18 protein-coding genes are annotated in these 19821 nt (G+C 70.1%); 8 read left to right on the top strand and 10 right to left on the bottom strand.

Going from position 1 to position 19821, the window contains the following annotated elements; genetic code table 11:
* Positions 1-2: 2 nt before the first annotated feature.
* The 3 genes from ACZ5WE_RS12310 to ACZ5WE_RS12300 all read left to right on the top strand — a co-directional run bounded on the left by ACZ5WE_RS12310 (position 3) and on the right by ACZ5WE_RS12300 (position 3544).
* Positions 3-2171 (top strand): AfsR/SARP family transcriptional regulator, encoded by a 2169-nt coding sequence (locus ACZ5WE_RS12310; protein ID WP_467685701.1) that lies wholly within the window; start codon positions 3-5, stop codon positions 2169-2171.
* Positions 2172-2285: 114 nt separating this feature from the next.
* Positions 2286-2927 carry a DUF4232 domain-containing protein gene (locus tag ACZ5WE_RS12305; protein ID WP_467685700.1) on the top strand — a complete coding sequence of 214 codons (642 nt, stop codon included), beginning with the start codon at positions 2286-2288 and terminating at the stop codon, positions 2925-2927.
* A gap of 122 nt (positions 2928-3049) precedes the next feature.
* Complete coding sequence (locus tag ACZ5WE_RS12300; protein ID WP_467685698.1) at positions 3050-3544, top strand: LURP-one-related/scramblase family protein; 495 nt, start codon at positions 3050-3052, stop codon at positions 3542-3544.
* 107 nt (positions 3545-3651) lie between these two features.
* On the opposite strand, the gene ACZ5WE_RS12295 is transcribed toward ACZ5WE_RS12300, so the two are convergent.
* Positions 3652-4455: a carbon-nitrogen family hydrolase gene (locus ACZ5WE_RS12295; RefSeq protein WP_467685696.1), complete on the bottom strand. Its 804-nt coding sequence runs from the start codon at positions 4453-4455 to the stop codon at positions 3652-3654.
* Positions 4456-4591: 136 nt separating this feature from the next.
* On the opposite strand from ACZ5WE_RS12295, the gene ACZ5WE_RS12290 reads away from it, so the two are divergent.
* The gene (locus ACZ5WE_RS12290; RefSeq protein ID WP_467685694.1) at positions 4592-5416 is read left to right on the top strand and encodes a maleylpyruvate isomerase family mycothiol-dependent enzyme; all 825 of its coding nucleotides are present in this window, start codon (positions 4592-4594) and stop codon (positions 5414-5416) included.
* Positions 5417-5436: 20 nt separating this feature from the next.
* On the opposite strand, the gene ACZ5WE_RS12285 is transcribed toward ACZ5WE_RS12290, so the two are convergent.
* Both ACZ5WE_RS12285 and ACZ5WE_RS12280 read right to left on the bottom strand, forming a co-directional pair.
* Positions 5437-6744 carry an MFS transporter gene (locus ACZ5WE_RS12285; RefSeq protein ID WP_467685692.1) on the bottom strand — a complete coding sequence of 436 codons (1308 nt, stop codon included), beginning with the start codon at positions 6742-6744 and terminating at the stop codon, positions 5437-5439.
* 97 nt (positions 6745-6841) lie between these two features.
* Positions 6842-7540: a GntR family transcriptional regulator gene (locus ACZ5WE_RS12280; protein ID WP_467685690.1), complete on the bottom strand. Its 699-nt coding sequence runs from the start codon at positions 7538-7540 to the stop codon at positions 6842-6844.
* A gap of 158 nt (positions 7541-7698) precedes the next feature.
* Here ACZ5WE_RS12280 and ACZ5WE_RS12275 point away from each other — a divergent pair, with 158 nt between their 5' ends.
* Positions 7699-8589, top strand: coding sequence for a D-alanyl-D-alanine carboxypeptidase family protein (locus ACZ5WE_RS12275; RefSeq protein WP_467685688.1), 891 nt, complete (start codon positions 7699-7701; stop codon positions 8587-8589).
* A 96-nt stretch (positions 8590-8685) separates the two neighbouring features.
* Here the strand turns inward: ACZ5WE_RS12275 and ACZ5WE_RS12270 are convergent, their stop codons facing one another.
* The 3 genes from ACZ5WE_RS12270 to pdhA are packed head-to-tail and all read right to left on the bottom strand — an operon-like array spanning position 8686 to position 12367.
* A complete protein-coding gene (locus ACZ5WE_RS12270) occupies positions 8686-10194 on the bottom strand; it encodes a dihydrolipoamide acetyltransferase family protein (RefSeq protein WP_467685686.1) in 1509 nt (502 codons plus the stop codon).
* Between the two features lie 11 nt (positions 10195-10205).
* Positions 10206-11186, bottom strand: coding sequence for an alpha-ketoacid dehydrogenase subunit beta (locus ACZ5WE_RS12265; protein WP_467685684.1), 981 nt, complete (start codon positions 11184-11186; stop codon positions 10206-10208).
* Positions 11187-11188: 2 nt separating this feature from the next.
* Positions 11189-12367, bottom strand: coding sequence for a pyruvate dehydrogenase (acetyl-transferring) E1 component subunit alpha (pdhA, locus tag ACZ5WE_RS12260; RefSeq protein WP_467685682.1), 1179 nt, complete (start codon positions 12365-12367; stop codon positions 11189-11191).
* A 381-nt stretch (positions 12368-12748) separates the two neighbouring features.
* On the opposite strand from pdhA, the gene ACZ5WE_RS12255 reads away from it, so the two are divergent.
* Positions 12749-13411: a response regulator gene (locus ACZ5WE_RS12255; RefSeq protein ID WP_467685680.1), complete on the top strand. Its 663-nt coding sequence runs from the start codon at positions 12749-12751 to the stop codon at positions 13409-13411.
* 113 nt (positions 13412-13524) lie between these two features.
* Positions 13525-13965 carry a pyridoxamine 5'-phosphate oxidase family protein gene (locus tag ACZ5WE_RS12250; RefSeq protein WP_467685678.1) on the top strand — a complete coding sequence of 147 codons (441 nt, stop codon included), beginning with the start codon at positions 13525-13527 and terminating at the stop codon, positions 13963-13965.
* 110 nt (positions 13966-14075) lie between these two features.
* Here ACZ5WE_RS12250 and ACZ5WE_RS12245 read toward each other — a convergent pair whose 3' ends face one another.
* On the bottom strand, positions 14076-15659 hold the full coding sequence (locus ACZ5WE_RS12245) for a protein kinase domain-containing protein (RefSeq protein WP_467685676.1): 1584 nt from the start codon (positions 15657-15659) through the stop codon (positions 14076-14078).
* 295 nt (positions 15660-15954) lie between these two features.
* Between ACZ5WE_RS12245 and ACZ5WE_RS12240 the strand changes: the two genes are divergently transcribed.
* Entirely contained in the window at positions 15955-17592 is a 1638-nt protein-coding gene (locus tag ACZ5WE_RS12240) for a protein kinase domain-containing protein (protein WP_467685674.1), read from the top strand.
* A 109-nt stretch (positions 17593-17701) separates the two neighbouring features.
* On the opposite strand, the gene ACZ5WE_RS12235 is transcribed toward ACZ5WE_RS12240, so the two are convergent.
* The 3 genes from ACZ5WE_RS12235 to ACZ5WE_RS12225 all read right to left on the bottom strand — a co-directional run bounded on the left by ACZ5WE_RS12235 (position 17702) and on the right by ACZ5WE_RS12225 (position 19819).
* Entirely contained in the window at positions 17702-18244 is a 543-nt protein-coding gene (locus tag ACZ5WE_RS12235) for a bacterial proteasome activator family protein (protein ID WP_249588835.1), read from the bottom strand.
* A gap of 86 nt (positions 18245-18330) precedes the next feature.
* Positions 18331-18744, bottom strand: coding sequence for a hypothetical protein (locus tag ACZ5WE_RS12230; RefSeq protein ID WP_467685672.1), 414 nt, complete (start codon positions 18742-18744; stop codon positions 18331-18333).
* Between the two features lie 97 nt (positions 18745-18841).
* Positions 18842-19819 (bottom strand): NAD(P)H-quinone oxidoreductase, encoded by a 978-nt coding sequence (locus tag ACZ5WE_RS12225; RefSeq protein WP_467685670.1) that lies wholly within the window; start codon positions 19817-19819, stop codon positions 18842-18844.
* Positions 19820-19821: the final 2 nt, after the last annotated feature.

Raw genomic sequence — 19821 nt, 5'->3', positions numbered from 1 at the left:
AGGTGGAGTTCCAGCTGCTCGGACCGGTGAGCGTCGCCGGAGGCAGCGGATCCGTCCCCCTCGGCCCCGCCAAGCGCCGCAGTCTGCTCGCTGCGCTGCTGCTGCGGGCGGGCACGCCGGTCTCGGTGGACGCCCTGACCGAGACCCTGTGGGACGGCGAACCGCCGCTGCACGCGCGCACCGTCATCCAGGGGCACGTCTCCCGGCTGCGCGCTCTGCTCGTCGAGGCCGGCCTTGACGCGTACGGCGTGGAACTCACCACGCAGGGCGGCGCCTACGCCCTCCAGTTCCCGGAGTCCCTGCTCGACGTCAGCCGCTTCGAGGACCTCGTCAAACTGGCCGGCCGGCAGCGGGAGGCCTCGGACGCGGCACTCATGCTGCGCGAGGCGCTCGCGCTGTGGAACGGGCCCGCGCTGACCGGCACGGTCGCCACGGAGCCGATGCTGGCCGCCGCGCGTGGCCTGGAGGAGAGCCGCCTCGTCACCGTCGAGCAGCTCGCCGACGCGTACGGGCGGCTCGGCTCGCACGGCCAGGCCGTGGGCCTGCTGCGCGCGGAGTCCGTCCAACACCCGTTGCGGGAAGCCCTGGTGGCGGCCCTGATGCGGGCGCTGCAGCGGTGCGGCCGGCAGTCCGAAGCGCTGGAGTACTACCACCGGACGCGCGAGCTCCTTGCCGAGGAGCTGGGCGTGGACCCCGGCAAGAAGCTGCGCCGGGCGTACGAGGAGATCCTCGCCGGTGAACCCGACACCGGAGCCCACCCGATGCTGGGCGCTCCCGCGCCACGCCCCCGTGGGCAGTACGACCTGGGCCTCGGCGGCGCGAAGGCTGCCCCCGCGGCACCCGCGACGCCCTCCGGGGTCGGAGCCCCCGCGGCCCCCTCCGGACCCGCCGCACCCTCCGCACGCCCCGAGGCAAGCCGGCAGCGGGTGGGGGCTGCCCCGGCCGGGGAGAGCGAGTCCGGCGGCGGGCAGGCGCGGCCCTCGGTGCCGGGCGCCGAAGGCAAGGGCGTCACCCCCGCCATGTCCGCCGCGTCCACCACACCCGCCTCGCCGGCAGCACCCGGGGCTCCCGATGCCTCCGCCTCCGCCTCCGCACCAGCCCACGGCCCCACAATCCCCCGCCTCCTGCCGAGAGCGCCCCGCGCCTTCGCCGCCCGCGAGGAACAACTCGCCGCCCTGGAAGCCGTACTCGCCGAGGAGACGGAAGCGCCCATCGTCGTCCTCACCGGCGCCGCGGGCGTGGGAAAGACCGCCCTCGCGCTGCACTGGGCGCACCAGCACGCGGCCCTCCACCCGGAGGGCCACCTCTTCGCGGACCTCCGCGGCTTCAGCGGCGGCGCCCCCGCCCACCCCGAACGCATCCTGCGCGAGTTCCTCATCGCCCTGGGAGTGCGGTCACAGGACGTGCCGGCCGGCATCGAACCGGCGTCGGCCCTGTACCGCTCGCTCCTCGCCGAGCGGCGTCTCCTCGTCGTACTCGACAACGCCCACGACTCCGCCCAGGTCCGCCCCCTCCTGCCCGGCGCGACCCGCTGCACCACCCTCATCACCAGCCGCGTCCGTCTCGACGGCCTCGTCGCGTCCGACTGCGCACGCCCGGTGCACATCGACCCGCTCAGTGAGAGCGACGGCGCCGAACTGTTCCTGCGCGCCCTGGGGCAGAGTGCCGACGCCGCCACCGACCCCGAGGACGTACGCCAGGTCGCCCGCCTCTGCGACGGCCTCCCGCTCGCCCTGCGCATCGCCGCCGCCAGGCTCATCGGGCGCCCCCAGCGGACGGTGGCCGGGCTCGCCGCGGAACTCGCCGACGAGGAGCAGAGGCTGGCCCTGCTCTCCGCCGAGGACACCGGCGTCGCGGCCGCCCTGCGCACTTCGGTGGCCCAACTTCCCGGCAGCGACGCCTGGTTGCTCTCCTCGCTGACCCGGGCAACCGCTCCGGAGGTGGACGCGCCCACGGCGGCGGCACTCGCGGGCATGAACGTGTCCACCGCACGCGAGGGCCTCGACCGCCTCGCCGCGGTCCATCTGATCCAGGAGGAGGGGGCGGGGCGCTACGTCCTGCCCGATCTGGTGCGGCTGTTCGCCCGCGTCCTGGACGGACCCGTGACCACGACGCTCCGCCGACCCCGCCCCGAGGAGCTGCGGCGGTCCGTTCCGAACTCCTCCACGTGACCCCGGGCCAGTGCTGACGAGCCATTAGCCAGGTGTTAGCGGAACGCCAGTGGTGAGCGGCAGGCTCAGCGGAGCACAGCCCGAACGACCGCCGCTCACGGGGGAGTCACCGCCATGCGCACCACCGCTCGTACCGCTCGCGTCGCCCGTGAGAAGGCGGCGCTCGCCGTTGCGGCCCTCGCGGCGCTCTCCCTCTCACTCACCGCCTGCAACGGCGGAGGCGGAGGCGAAGGAGACGGCGGGAGCGACGGCGGCAAGGCGGCCGCCGCGACGGGTGGCGCGGACTCCGCCCCGGACACCGTTGCGAATTCCGGGTCGGACCCCGTGGCGAAGGCCGCCAGTGGTGACTGCACGCTGACCTCCTCGAAGATCACGCTCGACGAGGCCGGCGGCACCGCGACCGTCGTCCTGCTCAAGATCACCAACAACGGCGGCAAGGCCTGCTCGGTCTTCGGCGCCCCCCTCGTCAGCGACCCGACGGCGGGCAAGAACCTCCCGGTGGCCGAGAACACCCGCCCCCAGTCGGTCATCCGCGTCGAGCCGGCCGACGCCGCGTACGCCACGATCAACCTCGCGGGCATCGACGCCGACAGGACCCACCGCGCCAAGACCCTCGGCGTCACGCTCGCCACCAAGGACGGCGAGGGCACGGCCGGCCGGGTCACGGTGGGCTCCCCCGGCGCCGCGGGCCTGCTGCTGAACGCGGACTCACGGGTCACGTACTGGCAGCACACTCCCGAGGACGCCATGTCGTAACGACGACACAACGTCGTAAAGACTGCGCGTCCTCCCCCGATCCACAGCCGGTCCGTGTCCTCACTTCCCCCAAGTGGCACGGGCCGGCTGTGTCACGCGCGCCACGGGGTAGACATCGGCCCATGAAACTTCTCGTACGCGACCGGCTGCTCGGCATCGGTGACGACTACTGGATCGAGGACGACCAGGGTCAGAAGGTCTTCCTCGTCGACGGCAAGGCGATGCGCCTGCGCGAGACCTTCGAGCTCAAGGACATGCAGGGCCGCGTCCTCATCGACATCCGCGCCAAGATGCTGGCGCTGCGCGACACGATGGTGATCGAACGGGACGGCGAGACGCTGGCCACGGTCAAGCGCAAACGCCTCTCGCTCCTGCGCAACCACTACCGCGTGGACCTGGTCGACGGCACCGAGCTCGACGTGAGCGGCAAGATCCTGGACCGCGAGTTCGCCATCGAGTACGACGGCGAACTCCTGGCCGACATCTCCCGCCGCTGGTTCCGCGTCCGCGAGACGTACGGCCTGCACGTCACCCGCGATGACGCCGACGCGGCACTCCTCCTGGCCATCACGGTCTGCGTGATCCGCCTCGCGGAGAAGGAGAGGGACGACGACTGAGCGAGCCGCCCCCGCTGTGGGCAGGCGTTCCGCAGGGCGGAACGGGCGGGCACAGCCCAACGCCGCGGGGCGCCGCGGAACAAGGGGCCCACCAAGGCCGCGCCCCCTCAGCGCCGCGGGGTGTCCATACCAAGCAGCCGGTCCTTCAACGCTGGGAACTGCTCCCGCGTGGCTGCCACCTTGGCAGGATCGAGGTCGACGGTGAGGACCTCCTCGCCGTCCCCCGCCTCGGCGAGCACCTCGCCCCACGGGTCGACGACGACGCTGTGCCCGGCCTGGGGCACCCCGGCGTGCGTACCGCCGGTGCCACAGGCGAGGACGTACACCTGATCCTCGACGGCCCGCGCACGGGCGAACAGCGTCCAGTGCTCGCGCCGCCGCGCCGGCCACCCCGCGGGGACGACGAACATCTCGGCGCCCGCGTCGACGAGCCCCCGGAAAAGCTCGGGGAAGCGCAGGTCGTAGCAAGTGGCGAGCCCGATCGCCGCGGAAGGCGTGCGCACCGTGACCAGCTCACTGCCCGCGCCCATCAGCACGGCCTCGCCCTTGTCGAAGCCGAACCGGTGGATCTTCCGGTACGAGGCGGCGAGTTCGCCCTCGGGCGAGAAGACGAGCGAGGTGTTGTAGAGGCCCCCCGACGCGTCCCGCTCCGCAATGGACCCCGCGTGCAGCCAGACGCCCGCGTCACTCGCGGCCTTGGCCATCGCCTCGCGGGTCGGTCCGTCGACGGACTCCGCCTCGCTCGCGAACGAGTGGTACGCGAAAGCACCCGTTGTCCACAGTTCGGGAAGAACGACGAGATCCGGCCGCTCACGCTCGGCTACCTCACGTACCAGCGAAGAGACCCGCGACCGGCGGGCATTGACCGATTCGCCCTCGTCTACGGCGATCTGGATGAGGGAGGCGCGCACACTACCACCGTCCTGGCATTCGAGCCGTCAATGCAGGCCTACGATCGTCACACGAAAGCACTGCCGGGGTGCCTGCGGGCAGCGTAACTTAACGTCTCAGACACCCACCGCCCGCGTACGACCGTCGAGGGGTCCCGTGAGTCTCCATCCCAGCCTGCAAACCTATGCCGACGCCTGGACCCAATCCGTATCAGCCATATCCGAGCTGGTGTCACCGCTCGCCGAGGGAGAGTGGAACTGGGCCACGCCCTGCCCCGGCTGGTCGGTCCGGGATGTCGTCTCCCACGTCATAGGCCTGGACTGCGAGATGCTGGGCGACCCGCGCCCCATCCACACCCTGCCCCGCGACCTGTACCACGTACAGACCGAGGGTCAGCGCTACATGGAGGTGCAGGTCGACGTCCGGCGCCACCACACCGCGCCCGAGATGACCTCCGAGCTGGAGTACACGATCATCCGCCGCTCGCGGCAGCTGCGGAACGAGTCGCGCGACCCCTCCCACAAGATCCGCGGCCCGCTCGGCACCGAGCAGACACTCGAACTGGCCACGCGCATGCGGGCGTTCGACGTCTGGGTGCACGAGCAGGATCTGCGTACGACGCTGAAGAAGCCCGGCAACCTGGACTCCCAGGGGGCGCTCGTGGCGCGGGACCTCCTGCTGCACGGACTGCCCAAGGTCGTCGCCAAGAAGGCCGCCGCTCCGGCGAATTCGGCGGTCGTCTTCGACGTGAGCGGCCCCGTCGAGTTCCTGCGCACGGTCCGTGTCGACGCCGACGGCCGTGCCACGGTCGACAGCACCCCCTCGCTGGGCCCGCTCGCCACGCTGAGCCTGGACTGGGAGACGTACTTCCGCCTGGCGTGCGGCCGTGTGTCGCACGCCTCGGTCGCCGACCGGATCAAGGTCGAGGGCGATCACGGTCTGGGCGAGGCGATCCTGCGGGAGTTCGCGGTCACGCCGTAGCCCTGGGGCCGACTTCCGACTCAGACAGGGACGTGGACCGCCTCGACGCGGCTTGCGACAAGGCGCTCCTTCTCCCTGCGCACCGCGCGCGTGCGCAGCCGCAGGATCTGGCTGAGGCCGACCGCTTCGAGGACGAAGACGGCGGAGAAGGCGATGCGGTAGTTGTCGCCGGTCGCGTCCAGGAGCACGCCGATGGCGAGCAGGGTCGTCATGGAGGCGACGAAGCCGCCCATGTTCACGATGCCGGACGCGGTGCCCTGCCGCTCCGGCGGGTTCGCGGGCCGCGCGAAGTCGAAGCCGATCATGGACGCGGGGCCGCAGGCGCCGAGCACGGCGCACAGCGCGATGAGCAGCCCCATCGGGGCGTGGTCGCCGGGGTAGTGGACCGTGGTCGCCCACATCGCGGCCGTCACCGCCACGGTGCCGATGGCCAGCGGTGTGCGGGCCGCGTGGTGCCGGGCGACGATCTGCCCGTAGATCAGGCCCACCACCATGTTGGACAGCACGACGAGGGTGAGCAGCGCCCCGGCCGTCCCCCGCGAGAGCCCCTGCGCCTCGACGAGGAACGGCAGGCCCCACAGGAGCAGGAACACCATCGCCGGGAACTGCGTGGTGAAGTGCACCCACAGACCGAGCCGGGTGCCGGGCTCGCGCCAGCTCAGGGCGATCTGCTTGCGCACGAAGGCGCCACCGGTGTGCCGCACCGGCTCCGGCTCGTGCCCCTCGGGGTGGTCCTTGAGGAACAGCGTCATCAGTACGAGGACGACGACTCCGCACAGCGCGCTGCCCGCGAAGGCCGCGGTCCAGCCGACGGAGTGCAGCAGCCGGGCGATGACGAGGGTGGAGACGAGGTTGCCCGCCATGCCGACCAGGCCGGCGAGCTGGGCGACCAGCGGGCCGCGGCGGGCCGGGAACCAGCGGGTGCCCAGGCGCAGCACGCTGATGAAGGTCAGCGCGTCACCGCAGCCGAGCAGCGCGCGGGACGCGAGCGCCATTCCGTACGAGGGTGAGAAGGCGAAGCCGAGCTGGCCGAGCGTGAAGAGCACGACTCCGATGGTCAGCACGCGCTTGGTGCCGAGCCGGTCGACCATCAGGCCGACGGGTATCTGCATGCCCGCGTAGACGAGCAGTTGGAGGATCGAGAAGGTCGAGAGCGCGGACGCGTTGACGTGGAACCGGTCGGCGGCGTCGAGTCCGGCGACGCCGAGGGAGGTCCGGAAGATGACGGCGACGAAGTAGACGGCGACGCCGATGCCCCAGACGAGCATGGCCTTCCTGCCGCCGGGGGGATCGCCGGGGAGGGAGCGGGGTGCGGAGGCGGAACTCATCGGGACCTCCGGTGCCGGGTGGGTGGCAGGGAAACACGCCGCGAAGCGGCGAAAGAAAACCCGACGACGGCGGACGGCGACCGGTCAAAGAGCATCCTCACCGAACCTCACCCCGAGCGAGGTTCTGGAACCACCCGACGTGCCGGGTGACCACAGAGACCGCCCCGTCCGCGTCCCCGGCGCGCAACGCGTCGAGGATCTCCTTGTGCTCGGCAAGGGTCTTGGCGATCCGGTCGGGGTGGGAGTGCATCACGGCGACCCCCATCCGCAACTGCCGGTCACGGAGCTGGTCGTACAGGCGGGCAAGGATCTCGTTCCCGCCGCTTCGCACGATCTCCGCGTGAAAGCAGCGGTCGGTCACGGCGGCAGCGGCGAGGTCCCCGGCAGTGGCCTGCTCCCGCTGCTGGTCGAGCAGCTCCTCGAGGCGGGCGATGAGACCCCGCGGCGCGGGCACCGCCTTGCGCACCGAGTGCGTCTCCACCAGGAGCCGCGTCTCGACGACGTCGGCGATCTCCTGCACGGACACCGGAAGGACCAGCGCACCCTTCTTCGGGTAGAGCCTCAGGAGCCCCTCCACCTCCAGCTTCAGGAGGGCCTCGCGCACCGGAGTGCGGGACACCCCGACCGCCTCGGCGAGCTCACCTTCGGTGAGCAGCGTGCCGCCCTCGTACCGACGGTCGAGCACCCCCTGCTTGACGTGTGCGTACACGCGTTCCGCGGCGGGTGGCTGCTTCAGGGGGCGGGTGGGGGGAGCAGTGGGGGAAGCCGTAGGGGGCGAGGCGGGAGCGACAGGCATGCGCACAGCATAGATACAACACGTACTCATGAGGTCGTCCATTTCACGATCCGGACATCACCCCCGTCACCGTGCATCCATTTGCTTTCCTCGTGTGTCATACCTGTCGAGCGGCACCCTCATGTGGCCGCATTCCAGGGGCATTTGGAGCATTGAACTTGAAAACCCCCATTAAGGGCATTCGCCGCGCATCGGCCGTTATCGTCACCGCGGGTGCGGTCATCGCGGGCGGGGCCCTCACGACGCCGGCCCAGGCGGCCGCGCTGCCGAAGCCGTCCATCGCCGCCAAGGGCGGCTTCGTGATGAACAACGGCACGGGCAAGACGCTCTTCACCAAGTCCGCGGACACCCGCCGTTCCACCGGCTCGACCACGAAGATCATGACGGCGAAGGTGGTGCTCTCGCAGTCGAACCTCAACCTCAACTCCAAGGTCAAGATCGAGAAGGCCTACAGCGACTACATCGTCAGGAACACCGCCTCGTCCGCCCGGCTGATCGTCGGCGACAAGGTCACCGTCCGCCAGCTCCTGTACGGCCTGATGCTGCCGTCCGGCTGCGACGCGGCGTACGCGCTCGCGGACAAGTTCGGCAAGGGCTCCACCCGCTCCGCCCGCGTGAAGTCGTTCATCGGCAAGATGAACTCCCAGGCCAGGAGCCTCGGCCTGACGAACACCCACTTCGATTCGTTCGACGGCATCGGCGGCGCGGGCAACTACTCGACGCCCCGCGACCTGACGAAGCTCGCCAGCAGCGCGATGAAGAGCTCCACGTTCCGTACGGTCGTGAAGACGAAGTCGACGAAGCAGAAGGTCACCACGAAGAGCGGCGGCTACCGCTACATGTCGTGGTCGAACACGAACAACCTGCTCAGCAGCTACAGCGGCGCGATCGGCGTGAAGACCGGCTCAGGACCGCAGGCCAAGTACTGCCTGGTCTTCGCCGCGACGCGGAACGGCAAGACGGTCATCGGCACGGTCCTCACCTCGACCTCGTCGACCAACCGCACGAAGGACGCGAAGAAGCTGATGGACTACGGCTTCAAGAAGTAGCCCCGCGCGTAATCCCGCGCGTAGTCCCACGCGGTACGCCGACGGGGCCCCGCCGCAGTGTGTGGCGGGGCCCCGTCGCGTCGCTCGCGCGTGTCGCTACGCCCAGGTGATGAGCCGCTTGGGCTGCTCCAGGATCGCCGCCACATCGGCGAGCACCTTGGAGCCGAGCTCGCCGTCGACCAGGCGGTGGTCGAAGGAGAGCGCGAGTGTCGTCACCTGACGCGGCTTGACCTTGCCCTTGTGGACCCAGGGCTGGAGCTTGATCGTGCCGACCGCGAGGATCGCGGACTCGCCGGGGTTCAGGATCGGCGTGCCGGTGTCGACGCCGAAGACGCCGACGTTCGTGATGGTGACCGTGCCGCCCTGCATCGCGGCCGGTGTCGTCTTGCCGTCACGGGCCGTGGACACCAACTCGCCGAGGGACTCGGCGAGTTCGGGAAGTGTCTTGGCGTGGGCGTCCTTGATGTTCGGGACGACCAGGCCGCGCGGCGTCGCGGCGGCGATGCCCAGGTTCACGTAGTGCTTCTGGACGATCTCCTGATTCGCCTCGTCCCAGGCCGAGTTCACGTCCGGATTGCGCCGGATCGCCACGAGCAGGGCCTTGGAGATGAGCAGCAGCGGGTTGACCCGCAGGCCCGCAAAAGCCTTGTCCTGCTTGAGTTCCTCCACCAGCTTCATCGTCCGCGTCACGTCCACTGTCACGAACTCCGTGACATGCGGCGCCGTGAAGGCCGAGCCGACCATCGCCTGGGCGATCGCCTTGCGGACGCCCTTGACGGGGATACGGGTCTCGCGGGCGCCGGCGTCGGCGTGGCCCGCAGGGGCTGCGGCGGTGCCGGGAGCGGGAGCTTCGGTGGGCGCCTGCTCCGGAGCGGACGCGGGGGCCGGGGCTGCCGGGGCGGCGGCGGTAGCCACCGCCGCGTGCACGTCCTCGCGCGTGATGATGCCGTCGCGCCCGGACGGGACGACGGCCGCGAGATCGACTCCCAGGTCCTTGGCGAGCTTGCGCACCGGCGGCTTGGCCAGCGGCCGGTCACCCGCGGACGCGGGGCCCGCAGGCGCGGGCGCGGCAGGCGCGGCGGAGGCGGCTGCCGTGCCGGAGCCGTTCAGCTCGGCCTGGACCGCCGCCGCGTAGTACGTACCGGCGGCCTCGGCCTGCTCCGAAGCGGCCTTGCGCGCGCGGCGCTTCGTCGAGGACTCGGCGACCCCGTAGCCGACGAGCACGGGCTGGCGGCCCTGGGGAGCGGCCTCCTGCTCGGGCTCCTCGGCAGCGGCCTTCTCCACCGGGGCGGCGGCGGCCTGTTCCGGAGCGGCGGTCTCCGCGGGCGCGGCGGGCGCACTTCCACCGGACACGTCCACCGCGATGATCACCTGGCCGACATCGACCGTGGTGCCCTCGGGGAAGCGCAGTTCATGCACCACGCCGTTGAACGGGATGGGCAGCTCGACGGCGGCCTTGGCCGTCTCGACCTCGCACACCACCTGCCCGTCGGTGACCGTGTCGCCCGGCGCCACGAACCACTTGAGGATCTCTGCCTCGGTGAGCCCCTCGCCCACGTCGGGCATCTTGAACTCGGCCAGCGCAGCGTCTGTCATCGTCGTCACGACCCTCTCCCTCAGTACGCCAGCGAGCGGTCGACAGTGTCGAGCACCCGGTCGAGGCCCGGCAGGTACTCCTCTTCCAACCGCGCCGGCGGATACGGCGCGTGGAAGCCGCCGACCCTCAGCACGGGAGCTTCGAGGTGGTAGAAGCAGCGCTCGGTGATGCGCGCCGCGATCTCCGCGCCCGTGCCGAGGAAGACCGGGGCCTCATGGACCACGACGAGCCGCCGCGTCTTCTCGACCGAGGCCTGCACCGCGTCGAAGTCCATCGGCGACATGGAGCGCAGGTCCACGACCTCAAGGGACTTGCCCTCTTCGGCGGCGGCCGCGGCGGCCTCCAGACAGACCTTCACCATCGGGCCGTACGCGACGAGCGTCAGGTCCGTGCCCTCGCGGGCGACGCGGGCCTTGTGCAGCGGCGCCGGGATGGCGTCCGTGTCGACCTCGCCCTTGTCCCAGTAGCGCCTCTTCGGCTCGAAGAAGATCACCGGGTCGTCGCTCTGGATGGCCTGCTGCATCATCCAGTAGGCGTCCGAGGAGTTCGACGGGGAGACGACCTTGAGCCCCGCCACGTGCGCGAACAGCGCCTCGGGCGACTCGCTGTGGTGCTCGACGGCGCCGATGCCGCCGCCGTACGGAATGCGGATGACGACCGGCATCTTGATCTTGCCGAGCGCGCGGGCGTGCATCTTCGCGAGCTGCGTGACGATCTGGTCGTACGCGGGGAAGACGAAGCCGTCGAACTGGATCTCCACCACCGGGCGGTAGCCCCGCAGGGCCAGGCCGATGGCCGTGCCGACGATGCCCGACTCGGCGAGCGGGGTGTCGATGACACGGTCCTCGCCGAAGTCCTTCTGCAGGCCGTCCGTCACCCGGAAGACGCCGCCGAGCTTGCCGACGTCCTCACCCATGATGAGGACCTTGGGGTCGGTGTCGAGCGCCGTACGCAGCGATTCGTTGATCGCTTTGGCAAGGGGAAGTTTCTGTACGCCCATGGTCACTTACCACCCTCATCGGCGAACGACGCCTGGTACGCGGCGAACTGCGCGCGCTCCTCGTCGACCAGCGCATGCCCGTCCGCATACGCGTTCTCGAAGATCGCCATCAGATCCGGATCCGGCATCGCCCGCACCACCTCTCGCACTCGCTTGCCCAACGCTTCGCTCTCCGCCTCGAGTTCCGCGAAAAATCCCTCATCCGCGTGACCTTCGGACTCGAGGTAGGTCCGCAGGCGCAGGATCGGGTCCTTCGCCTCCCAGGCCTCGCGCTCGTCGTCGTTGCGGTACTTGGTCGGGTCGTCGGACGTGGTGTGCGCGCCCATGCGGTAGGTGAACGCCTCGATGAGCGCCGGGCCCTCGCCCGTACGTGCCCGCTCAAGGGCCCACTTGGTGACGGCGAGCACGGCGAGCACGTCGTTGCCGTCGACCCGCACACCGGGGAAGCCGTAGCCCTGAGCGCGCTGGTAGAGCGGCACGCGGGTCTGCTTCTCGGTGGGCTCGGAGATCGCCCACTGGTTGTTCTGACAGAAGAACACGACGGGAGCGTTGTAGACAGCGGAGAACGTGAACGCCTCGGCGACGTCGCCCTGGCTGGAGGCGCCGTCCCCGAAGTACGCGATCACGGCCGAGTCCGCGCCGTCCTTGGCCACGCCCATCGCGTAACCGGTGGCGTGCAGGGTCTGCGAGCCGATGACGATCGTGTACAGGTGGAAGTTGTTGGTGTTCGGGTCCCAGCCGCCGTTGTTGACGCCGCGGAACATGCCGAGCAGGTTCGTCGGATCCACCCCGCGGCACCACGCGACGCCGTGCTCGCGGTAGGTGGGGAAGACGTAGTCGTCGTCGCGGGTGGCCCGGCCGGAGCCGATCTGGGCGGCCTCCTGGCCGAGCAGCGACGCCCACAGACCCAGCTCGCCCTGGCGCTGCAGGGAGGTGGCCTCGGCGTCGAAGCGGCGGGTGAGGACCATGTCGCGGTACAGGGCGCGCAGCTCGTCGGCGGTGATGTCCGCGACGTAGGCGTCGTACTCGGAATTCTTGACCCGCTTGCCTTCAGGGGTCAGCAGCTGAATCAGCTGGGGTTCCGTGCTTTTCCTCGGCGCGGCCTTCTTGGCGCTTGCGCGCTTGCCGCCGCTGGTCGTGCTGCGGCGCGGTGTGCGCGCGGCGGTGCTCTCCACGGTCACGTGTGCTCCTCCGTCGGTCCGGCCCCCGGGATTACCGGGTAAGCCAGTGCGGCTCGCCTGATCCGTGCCCGCGCACGGGGTGGGTGCGACTCGGCCGGGAACAGGCGTGACAGGTGCCCCGGCGAGCGCCCTGCACAATGCACGTTACCCAGTGCTTCCCAATTCTGTGAAACCCCATCTGACCTGCGAATTTGCTTGGATTTCCAAGTATCTGACTGCTTGGATTTCCGAGTAAATCCAGAAAGTCGGGAACAGTTCCTGGTCACAGCACTGATCACAGCCTGGCAGGGGGCCGGAACACCGGCACGTTATCCCGGCCACCCCATGGACGGGAAGAGTTCAGCTCGGGCACTGCGAGAGATCGTGTGTGAGACTGACACCGTGCGCGAAGACGGAAAAATTACGGTATTTCTCCTCGACGACCATGAAGTGGTGCGGCGAGGAGTCCATGAGCTGCTCTCCGTGGAGTCCGACATCGAGGTCGTCGGAGAGGCCGGAACAGCGGCGGACGCCCTGGTCAGGATCCCCGCGACCCGGCCGGACGTGGCCGTTCTCGACGTGCGGCTTCCGGACGGCAGCGGTGTGGAGGTGTGCCGCGAGATCCGTTCGCGGAACGAGGACATCAAATGCCTGATGCTCACCTCGTTCGCGGACGACGAGGCGCTCTTCGACGCGATCATGGCGGGCGCTTCCGGCTATGTCCTGAAGGCCATTCGCGGCAATGAACTGCTCTCCGCCGTACGCGACGTGGCAGCGGGAAAGTCCCTGCTCGACCCCGTCGCCACGGCCCGCGTCCTGGAGCGGCTGCGCGACGGGAACACCCCCAAGGGCGACGACCGTCTTTCGAACCTCACCGACCAGGAGCGGAAGATCCTCGACCTGATCGGCGAGGGCCTGACCAATCGGGTGATCGGCGAACGGCTGCACCTCGCCGAGAAGACGATCAAGAATTACGTGTCCAGTCTGCTGTCCAAACTCGGCATGGAGCGACGCTCCCAGGCTGCCGCGTACGTGGCCCGCATGCAGGCGGAACAGCATCACTGACACGCTGCGTCATCCGGTAGCACGGTTCGTGATCGTAAACGGGACTTACGTCCCCGTCCCCTAGGGGCGGGATCCCCTTCCCCGGGCCCACGCCGTTGCCAGAGGGTGGACGCATGCCCTCCGATGATCAGGAACAGGACGAACGGCTCGCCTTCGAACTGCTCGGCCGCACCGCGTACGGCCGGGTCGCGACCAGCATGCGCGCTCTGCCCTTCCTCGCCGCGGCCCGCCACATAGTCGTGGACGGGCGGATCCTGCTGCGCATGCACAAGGGATACGGCTACCACGAGGCCTGCATCGGCAGTGTCGTCGCCTACGGGGCGGACAACCTCAGCGCCGAGACCGCGCGCACGGGGCAGTGGACCGTGCAGTTCGTCGGCCTGTGCGAGGCCATCGAGCCGACCACCGCCGAACTGGAACTCTTCGGCTCGGGCCCGCACTACGTGGACGGCGAGCTCTACGACCCGGTCTACATGCGCATCGAGCCGCAACTGGCCACGGTGCACACCCTCCACGGCGGCCGGCAGCGGCAGCTTCAGCGCACCTCGCAGTAGCGACTACCAGCGGCCAAAGAAACGACGCACGCGCGCGTGGAGCCTTTCGGGGCTCCACGCGCGCGTGCGTCTCGTTCACGGTCCCGTACGACGGGCCTGTACGCCTCGGCTCAGCCGTCGGCGCCGGTGTTGGCCCCGCCCTCCGGGCCGCCGGTCACCGGCGACTCGTCACCACCATCGGTGGGGGTGGGGTCGTCGGTCGGCGTGGTCGGGTCGTCCGTCGGCGTGGTCGGATCGTCCGTCGGCTCGGTCGGGTCGTCCGTCGGCTCGCTCTGGGTCGGCGACGTGGGCGTCGTCGGCCCTGTGGTGTTCGGCTGCTCCGGCGTGTAGCTGCCCTGGCCGCCGGAGCCGTCGCCGGGCAGCGTCTCGTCCTCCGATGCGTCCTCTTCCGGGCTCTTGCTCGGCTTCTCCGACTCGGACTGCTTGGTCGGCGCCTTCGTCGGGCCTTCCTTTTCCTTCTGCTTGCCGTCGCCCGCCGTCAGCGCGTACGCGACACCCACCGCGATCGCGATGATCGCCAGCACGGCGAGGATCCACGCCTTGCCCCGGCCGCCCCGGCCGTTGCCGTCCCGGTGGCTGCCGTCGAAGCCGCCGTCGTCGCCGCCCGGGGGACGCAGCATGGCGCCCGGGATCTGCGCGGTGCCGGAGTCACCCGGGTGCTGCATCGCGGTGGTGCCCGCGACGCCCATCGCCGGGGTGTTGCCGCCCTCGTGCATGCCCGCGAGATCGACGGGCCCGGTGTTCCAGGTCCCGGTGTGGCTGCCCTGCTCGTGCAGCATCTGCAGCCCGTACTGGACCAGACCGCGCATCTCCTCGGCCGTCTGGAACCGGTCGTCCGGGTCCTTGGCGAGTGAACGCATCACCAGGCCGTCCAGCTCCGGCGGCGCCGCGTCCGAGGTCTCGGACGGCGGGACCGGGATGTCCTGGACGTGCTGGTAGACCACGGACAGCGGCGTCTCACCGGTGAACGGGGGCCGCAGCGCGAGAAGTTCGTAGAGCAGACAGCCGGTCGCGTACAGGTCGGAACGGTGGTCGACGGCCTTGCCGAGCGCCTGTTCCGGGGAGAGGTACTGGGGCGTGCCCATGACCATGCCGGTCTGCGTCATCGTCGACTGCGCGCCGTGCAGCGCACGGGCGATGCCGAAGTCCATCACCTTGACCGCGCCGGTGTTGGTGATGATCACGTTCGCGGGCTTGATGTCGCGGTGCACGATGCCGTGCTGGTGCGAGTACGCGAGCGCCTCGAGCACCCCGGAGACGATGATCAGGGCCTGCTCGGGGCCCGGCGCCTCCGCGTTGAGCAGCAGATCGCGGATCGTCCGGCCCTCGACGATCTCCATGACGATGTACGGGACGACGTTCGGCCCGACGACGTCCTCACCGGAGTCGTAGACCGCCACCACCGCATGGTGGTTGAGCCCCGCCACCGACTGGGCCTCGCGTGTGAAGCGGGCCTTGGATACCGGGTCCTCCGCCAGGTCGGAGCGGAGCAGCTTGACGGCGACCGTACGACCGAGACGTACGTCCTCGGCCGCGAACACCTCGGCCATGCCGCCCCGGCCGAGTCTGCGGGTCAGCCGATACCGGCCATCCCCTACAAGCCCGCCGTTACCCCACAACTCCGGCGCGTCTGACATACCGCCGCCACTCGCCTCGGGGTCGGACGGGCCCTGAGCGCGCTGCGTCTGTGCCATCAGTCCTCGCCGTCGTTTCTGGTCGTGGTGCTCGGTGGTACCGGGGGAACCCCGCCGGGCCACGCTACAGCCTTCGCGTGGCGCGGCGGTTCGAGGTGGACCGGACATCAAACCCGCCGGGTGCCCCCGCGCGCAAACTTGTAACGCTTCCGAGACGCTTCTTGCGCGTACGGTCACGGAACGGGCATCGAGCTTGACGTGTCGGTGCCCTCGGGCAGACTTGGCCAGGAATAGCGGGAATCGATCACCGATCGCGGAGCCGTCCGGCACACCGCGCCGATGGGGGACGCACGACATGAGCAGCCAGGACGGCGCACAGGGACGGTATGCGGGGCGCTCGCTGGCCGGTGGCCGGTACCAGCTGCGCGATCTTCTCGGTGAAGGCGGCATGGCCTCCGTTCACCTGGCGTACGACTCCGTACTCGACCGTCAAGTCGCTATCAAGACGCTGCACAGCGAGCTCGGCCGCGAGCAGTCCTTCCGCGAGCGCTTCCGCCGCGAGGCCCAGTCGGTGGCCAAGCTCACGCACACGAACATCGTCTCGGTCTTCGACACCGGCGAGGACGATCTCGACGGCACGACGATGCCGTACATCGTCATGGAGTACGTGGAGGGCAAGCCGCTCGGCTCCGTGCTCGACGCGTCGGTCACCCAGTTCGGCGCGATGCCGACCGACCAGGCGCTGAAGATCACCGCCGATGTGCTCGCCGCTCTCGAGATCAGCCACGAGATGGGCCTGGTCCACCGCGACATCAAGCCCGGCAACGTGATGATGACGAAGCGCAACGTCGTCAAGGTCATGGACTTCGGCATCGCCCGTGCCATGCAGTCCGGCGTCACCTCCATGACGCAGACCGGCATGGTCGTCGGCACCCCCCAGTACCTCTCGCCCGAGCAGGCGCTCGGCCGCGGCGTGGACGCCCGCTCCGACCTGTACTCGGTCGGCATCATGCTGTTCCAGCTGACCACCGGGCGGCTGCCCTTCGAGGCGGACTCGCCGCTGGCCATCGCGTACGCGCATGTCCAGGAGGAGCCGGTCGCTCCGTCCTCGGTCAACCGCTCGCTGCCGCCCGCCGTCGACGCGATCGTCGCCCGCGCGCTGAAGAAGAACCCGAACGAGCGCTTCCCGACCGCCGAGGCGATGCGCGACGAGTGCCTGCGCGTCGCCCAGTCCTTCCAGGCGGCCGCGCCGAGCATCGTGCCCGGCGCCCAGACGACGAGCGGCGCGGGCGTCGGCGCCGCGGTCTTCCCGCCGGTCGACTCCTCCATGCCGCAGAGCGGCAACGTCCAGACGCCGTACCAGCCGGGTCCCTACGGCCCGCCCACGCCGGCCCCGGGCCCCGTCACCCCGGGCTACGGCTACCCGCAGCAGGGCGGCTACCAGACCCCGGCGCCCACGAACGCGTACGCCCCCCAGGCCTCGCAGACCCCGCCCCCTTACACGCTCTCGCCGCAGCCCTCGCAGACGTCAGCGCAGAGCGGCGGACCGGGCTCGGGCGGCGGCAAGCGGAACATGCCGGTGGTCGTCGGCTCGATCGTCGTCGCGCTGCTCGCCATCGGCGGTGTGATCGCGGCGGTGTCGCTGAGCGGCGACGACAGCAAGGGCGGCAAGGAAGAGAAGGAGTCGAACGCGCCGGTGGCCGGTCACCGCGGTCCGGACCGATCGAAGACGATCGAGACCGAAGAGTGCCTCGAGCCCGACACGGCGTACAACGACGAGAACAAGATCAAGGTCCCTGACTTCACGTTCCACGACTGGCGCTCCGTGCAGAAGTGCCTGCAGGCCGCCGGCTGGCAGTACGACAAGCGCACGATCGACGAGAACACCTACGGGGAGGACATGGTCATGCAGCAGTCCCCCAAGGAAGGCTCGGACGTCGACCCGGACGACGTGGAAATCGAGCTCACCATCTCCACGGGCAATCCGGCCTGATCGGACGCCATGGCGCAGTCATCACGTGAAGGGCCCGGTCACCTCGTGACCGGGCCCTTCACGTCTGTTCGGTACTGCCTGGCTACTGCTCAGAGGTCCTGGTGACTGCTCAGAGGTAAGGCCCTCCGGTCCGCCCCGCGATGCCGCCGTCCTCTTCCTCCTCGCCGCCGCCCACACCGGGCGGCAACGCGCGCCGCATCGATTCGAGCTGTGCCCGCGCCGCCATCTGCTGCGCGAAGAGGGCCGTCTGGATCCCGTGGAAGAGTCCTTCGAGCCAGCCCACCAGCTGGGCCTGCGCGATGCGCAGTTCGGCGTCGCTGGGCACTCCGTCGTCGGTGAAGGGGAGGGAAAGGCGCTCCAGTTCCTCGACGAGCTCGGGGGCGAGACCGTCCTCGAGCTCCTTGACCGAACTGGCGTGGATCTCCTTGAGCCGCACCCGGCTCGCCTCGTCGAGAGGTGCCGCCCGCACCTCCTCGAGCAACTGCTTGATCATGCTGCCGATCCGCATGACCTTCGCCGGCTGTTCGACCATGTCCGTCACCGGGACCTCGCGGGATTCGTCGTCTCCGCCGCCGCCGAGTGCCATTCCGTCCTGGCCCACGACCAGGACCTGGGGGCTCTCGGGCGACCTTTCGTTCCTCGGCATCTCCATGCCGCCATTCTCTCGCACCCGTACGTCACACATCGGTGGTGCCCCCATTTGGCGCTGATCCACCGTGTACGGAGGGCCCGTCCGTGTCAGCCGCGGCGCAGCCGCACGGCGAAGAACCCGAGACCGAGGCCGATGAGGACCAGGCCACTGCCGAGCGGCAGGACACGTAGGCCGGGTACGACGGGCTCGATGGCCGTCTGCCGAGTGGCGTCGGGCGCCGGGGTGGCCTTGCCGAGGGGCTGCACGGCAGGGGGTGGGGAGGGGGGAGGCGTGGGCATCTGCCGCGGCGGCCTGCGGGGCGGCACGGACGCCGCGACCGACGGCGCGGGTTCGTCCCGGCCGGGCCTGGCGCGGCCTTCACCGGGGGCGCTTCCGGCGCGGGTCTCACCGGGAGAGGGGTCGGCAGCGTACGAGAGGGAGACGGCCGCGTACGAGAGGGAGACAGGGCAGACGGCGATCAGCACCGTCAGAATCAACAAGGGGCGAAGCCATGGAGTCACCGCGCTGACTCCCTCCCGCTACCGGGTCGGAGAGATCACTGAAGCTGGAGCAAGCGTCACATGGTGACGCTTACCCGGCATCTCGACCGCGGCACGATCAGCGGACGAGCAGCACCTTCCCGATGTGCGAGCTCTCCTCCAGTACGCGGTGCGCGGCCGCCGCGTCACTCATCGGCACCGTCTGGTCGACGATCGGCCGTACGTGGCCGGTGGTGATCAGCGGCCAGACGTGCTCGCGCACCGCCGCGACGATCGACGCCTTCTCCTCGGCGGGACGGCCCCGCAGGGAGGTCGCGGTGACGGCGGCGCGCTTGCCCAGGAGCGTGGCGATGTTCAGCTCGCCCTTGACGCCGCCCTGCATGCCGATGATCGAGAGGCGGCCGTTGGTGGCGAGCGACTGCACGTTCCGGTCCAGGTACTTGGCGCCCATGTTGTCGAGGATGACGTCCGCGCCCGCGCCGTCCGTGGCCTTCCTGATCTCCTCGACGAAGTCCTGCTCGCGGTAGTTGATGAGGATGTCCGCGCCGAGCTCCCCGCAGAAGTCGAGCTTCTCCTTGGTGCCCGCCGTGACCGCGACCCTGGCGCCGACGGCCTTCGCCAGCTGGATCGCCATGGTGCCGATACCGCTGGAGCCGCCGTGCACGAGGAACGTCTCGCCGGGCCTGAGGTGGGAAATCATGAAGACGTTGGACCAGACCGTCGACGTCACCTCGGGCAGCGCGGCCGCGGTGACGAGGTCGACGCCGTCGGGCACGGGCAGCAACTGCCCGGCGGGGACGACGACCTGCTCGGCGTAGCCGCCGCCGGCGAGCAGCGCGCACACCTCGTCGCCGATCTTCCAGCCGGAGACGCCGGGGCCGATGTCGGTGACGCGGCCGGCGCACTCGAGCCCCGGGTAGGGGGACGATCCGGGTGGCGGGTTGTAGAAGCCCTGGCGCTGAAGCAGGTCGGCGCGGTTCACGGCGCTGGCGACGACATCGACCAGCACCTCACCCTCACCGGGTACGGGATCGGGGACCTCGGCCCATACGAGCGCTTCGGGTCCGCCGGCTTCGGGGATCGTGATCGCATGCATGC

This window comes from Streptomyces sp. NPDC033180 (assembly GCF_055577645.1).
This window is presented reverse-complemented; position numbering and strand designations above follow the sequence as displayed.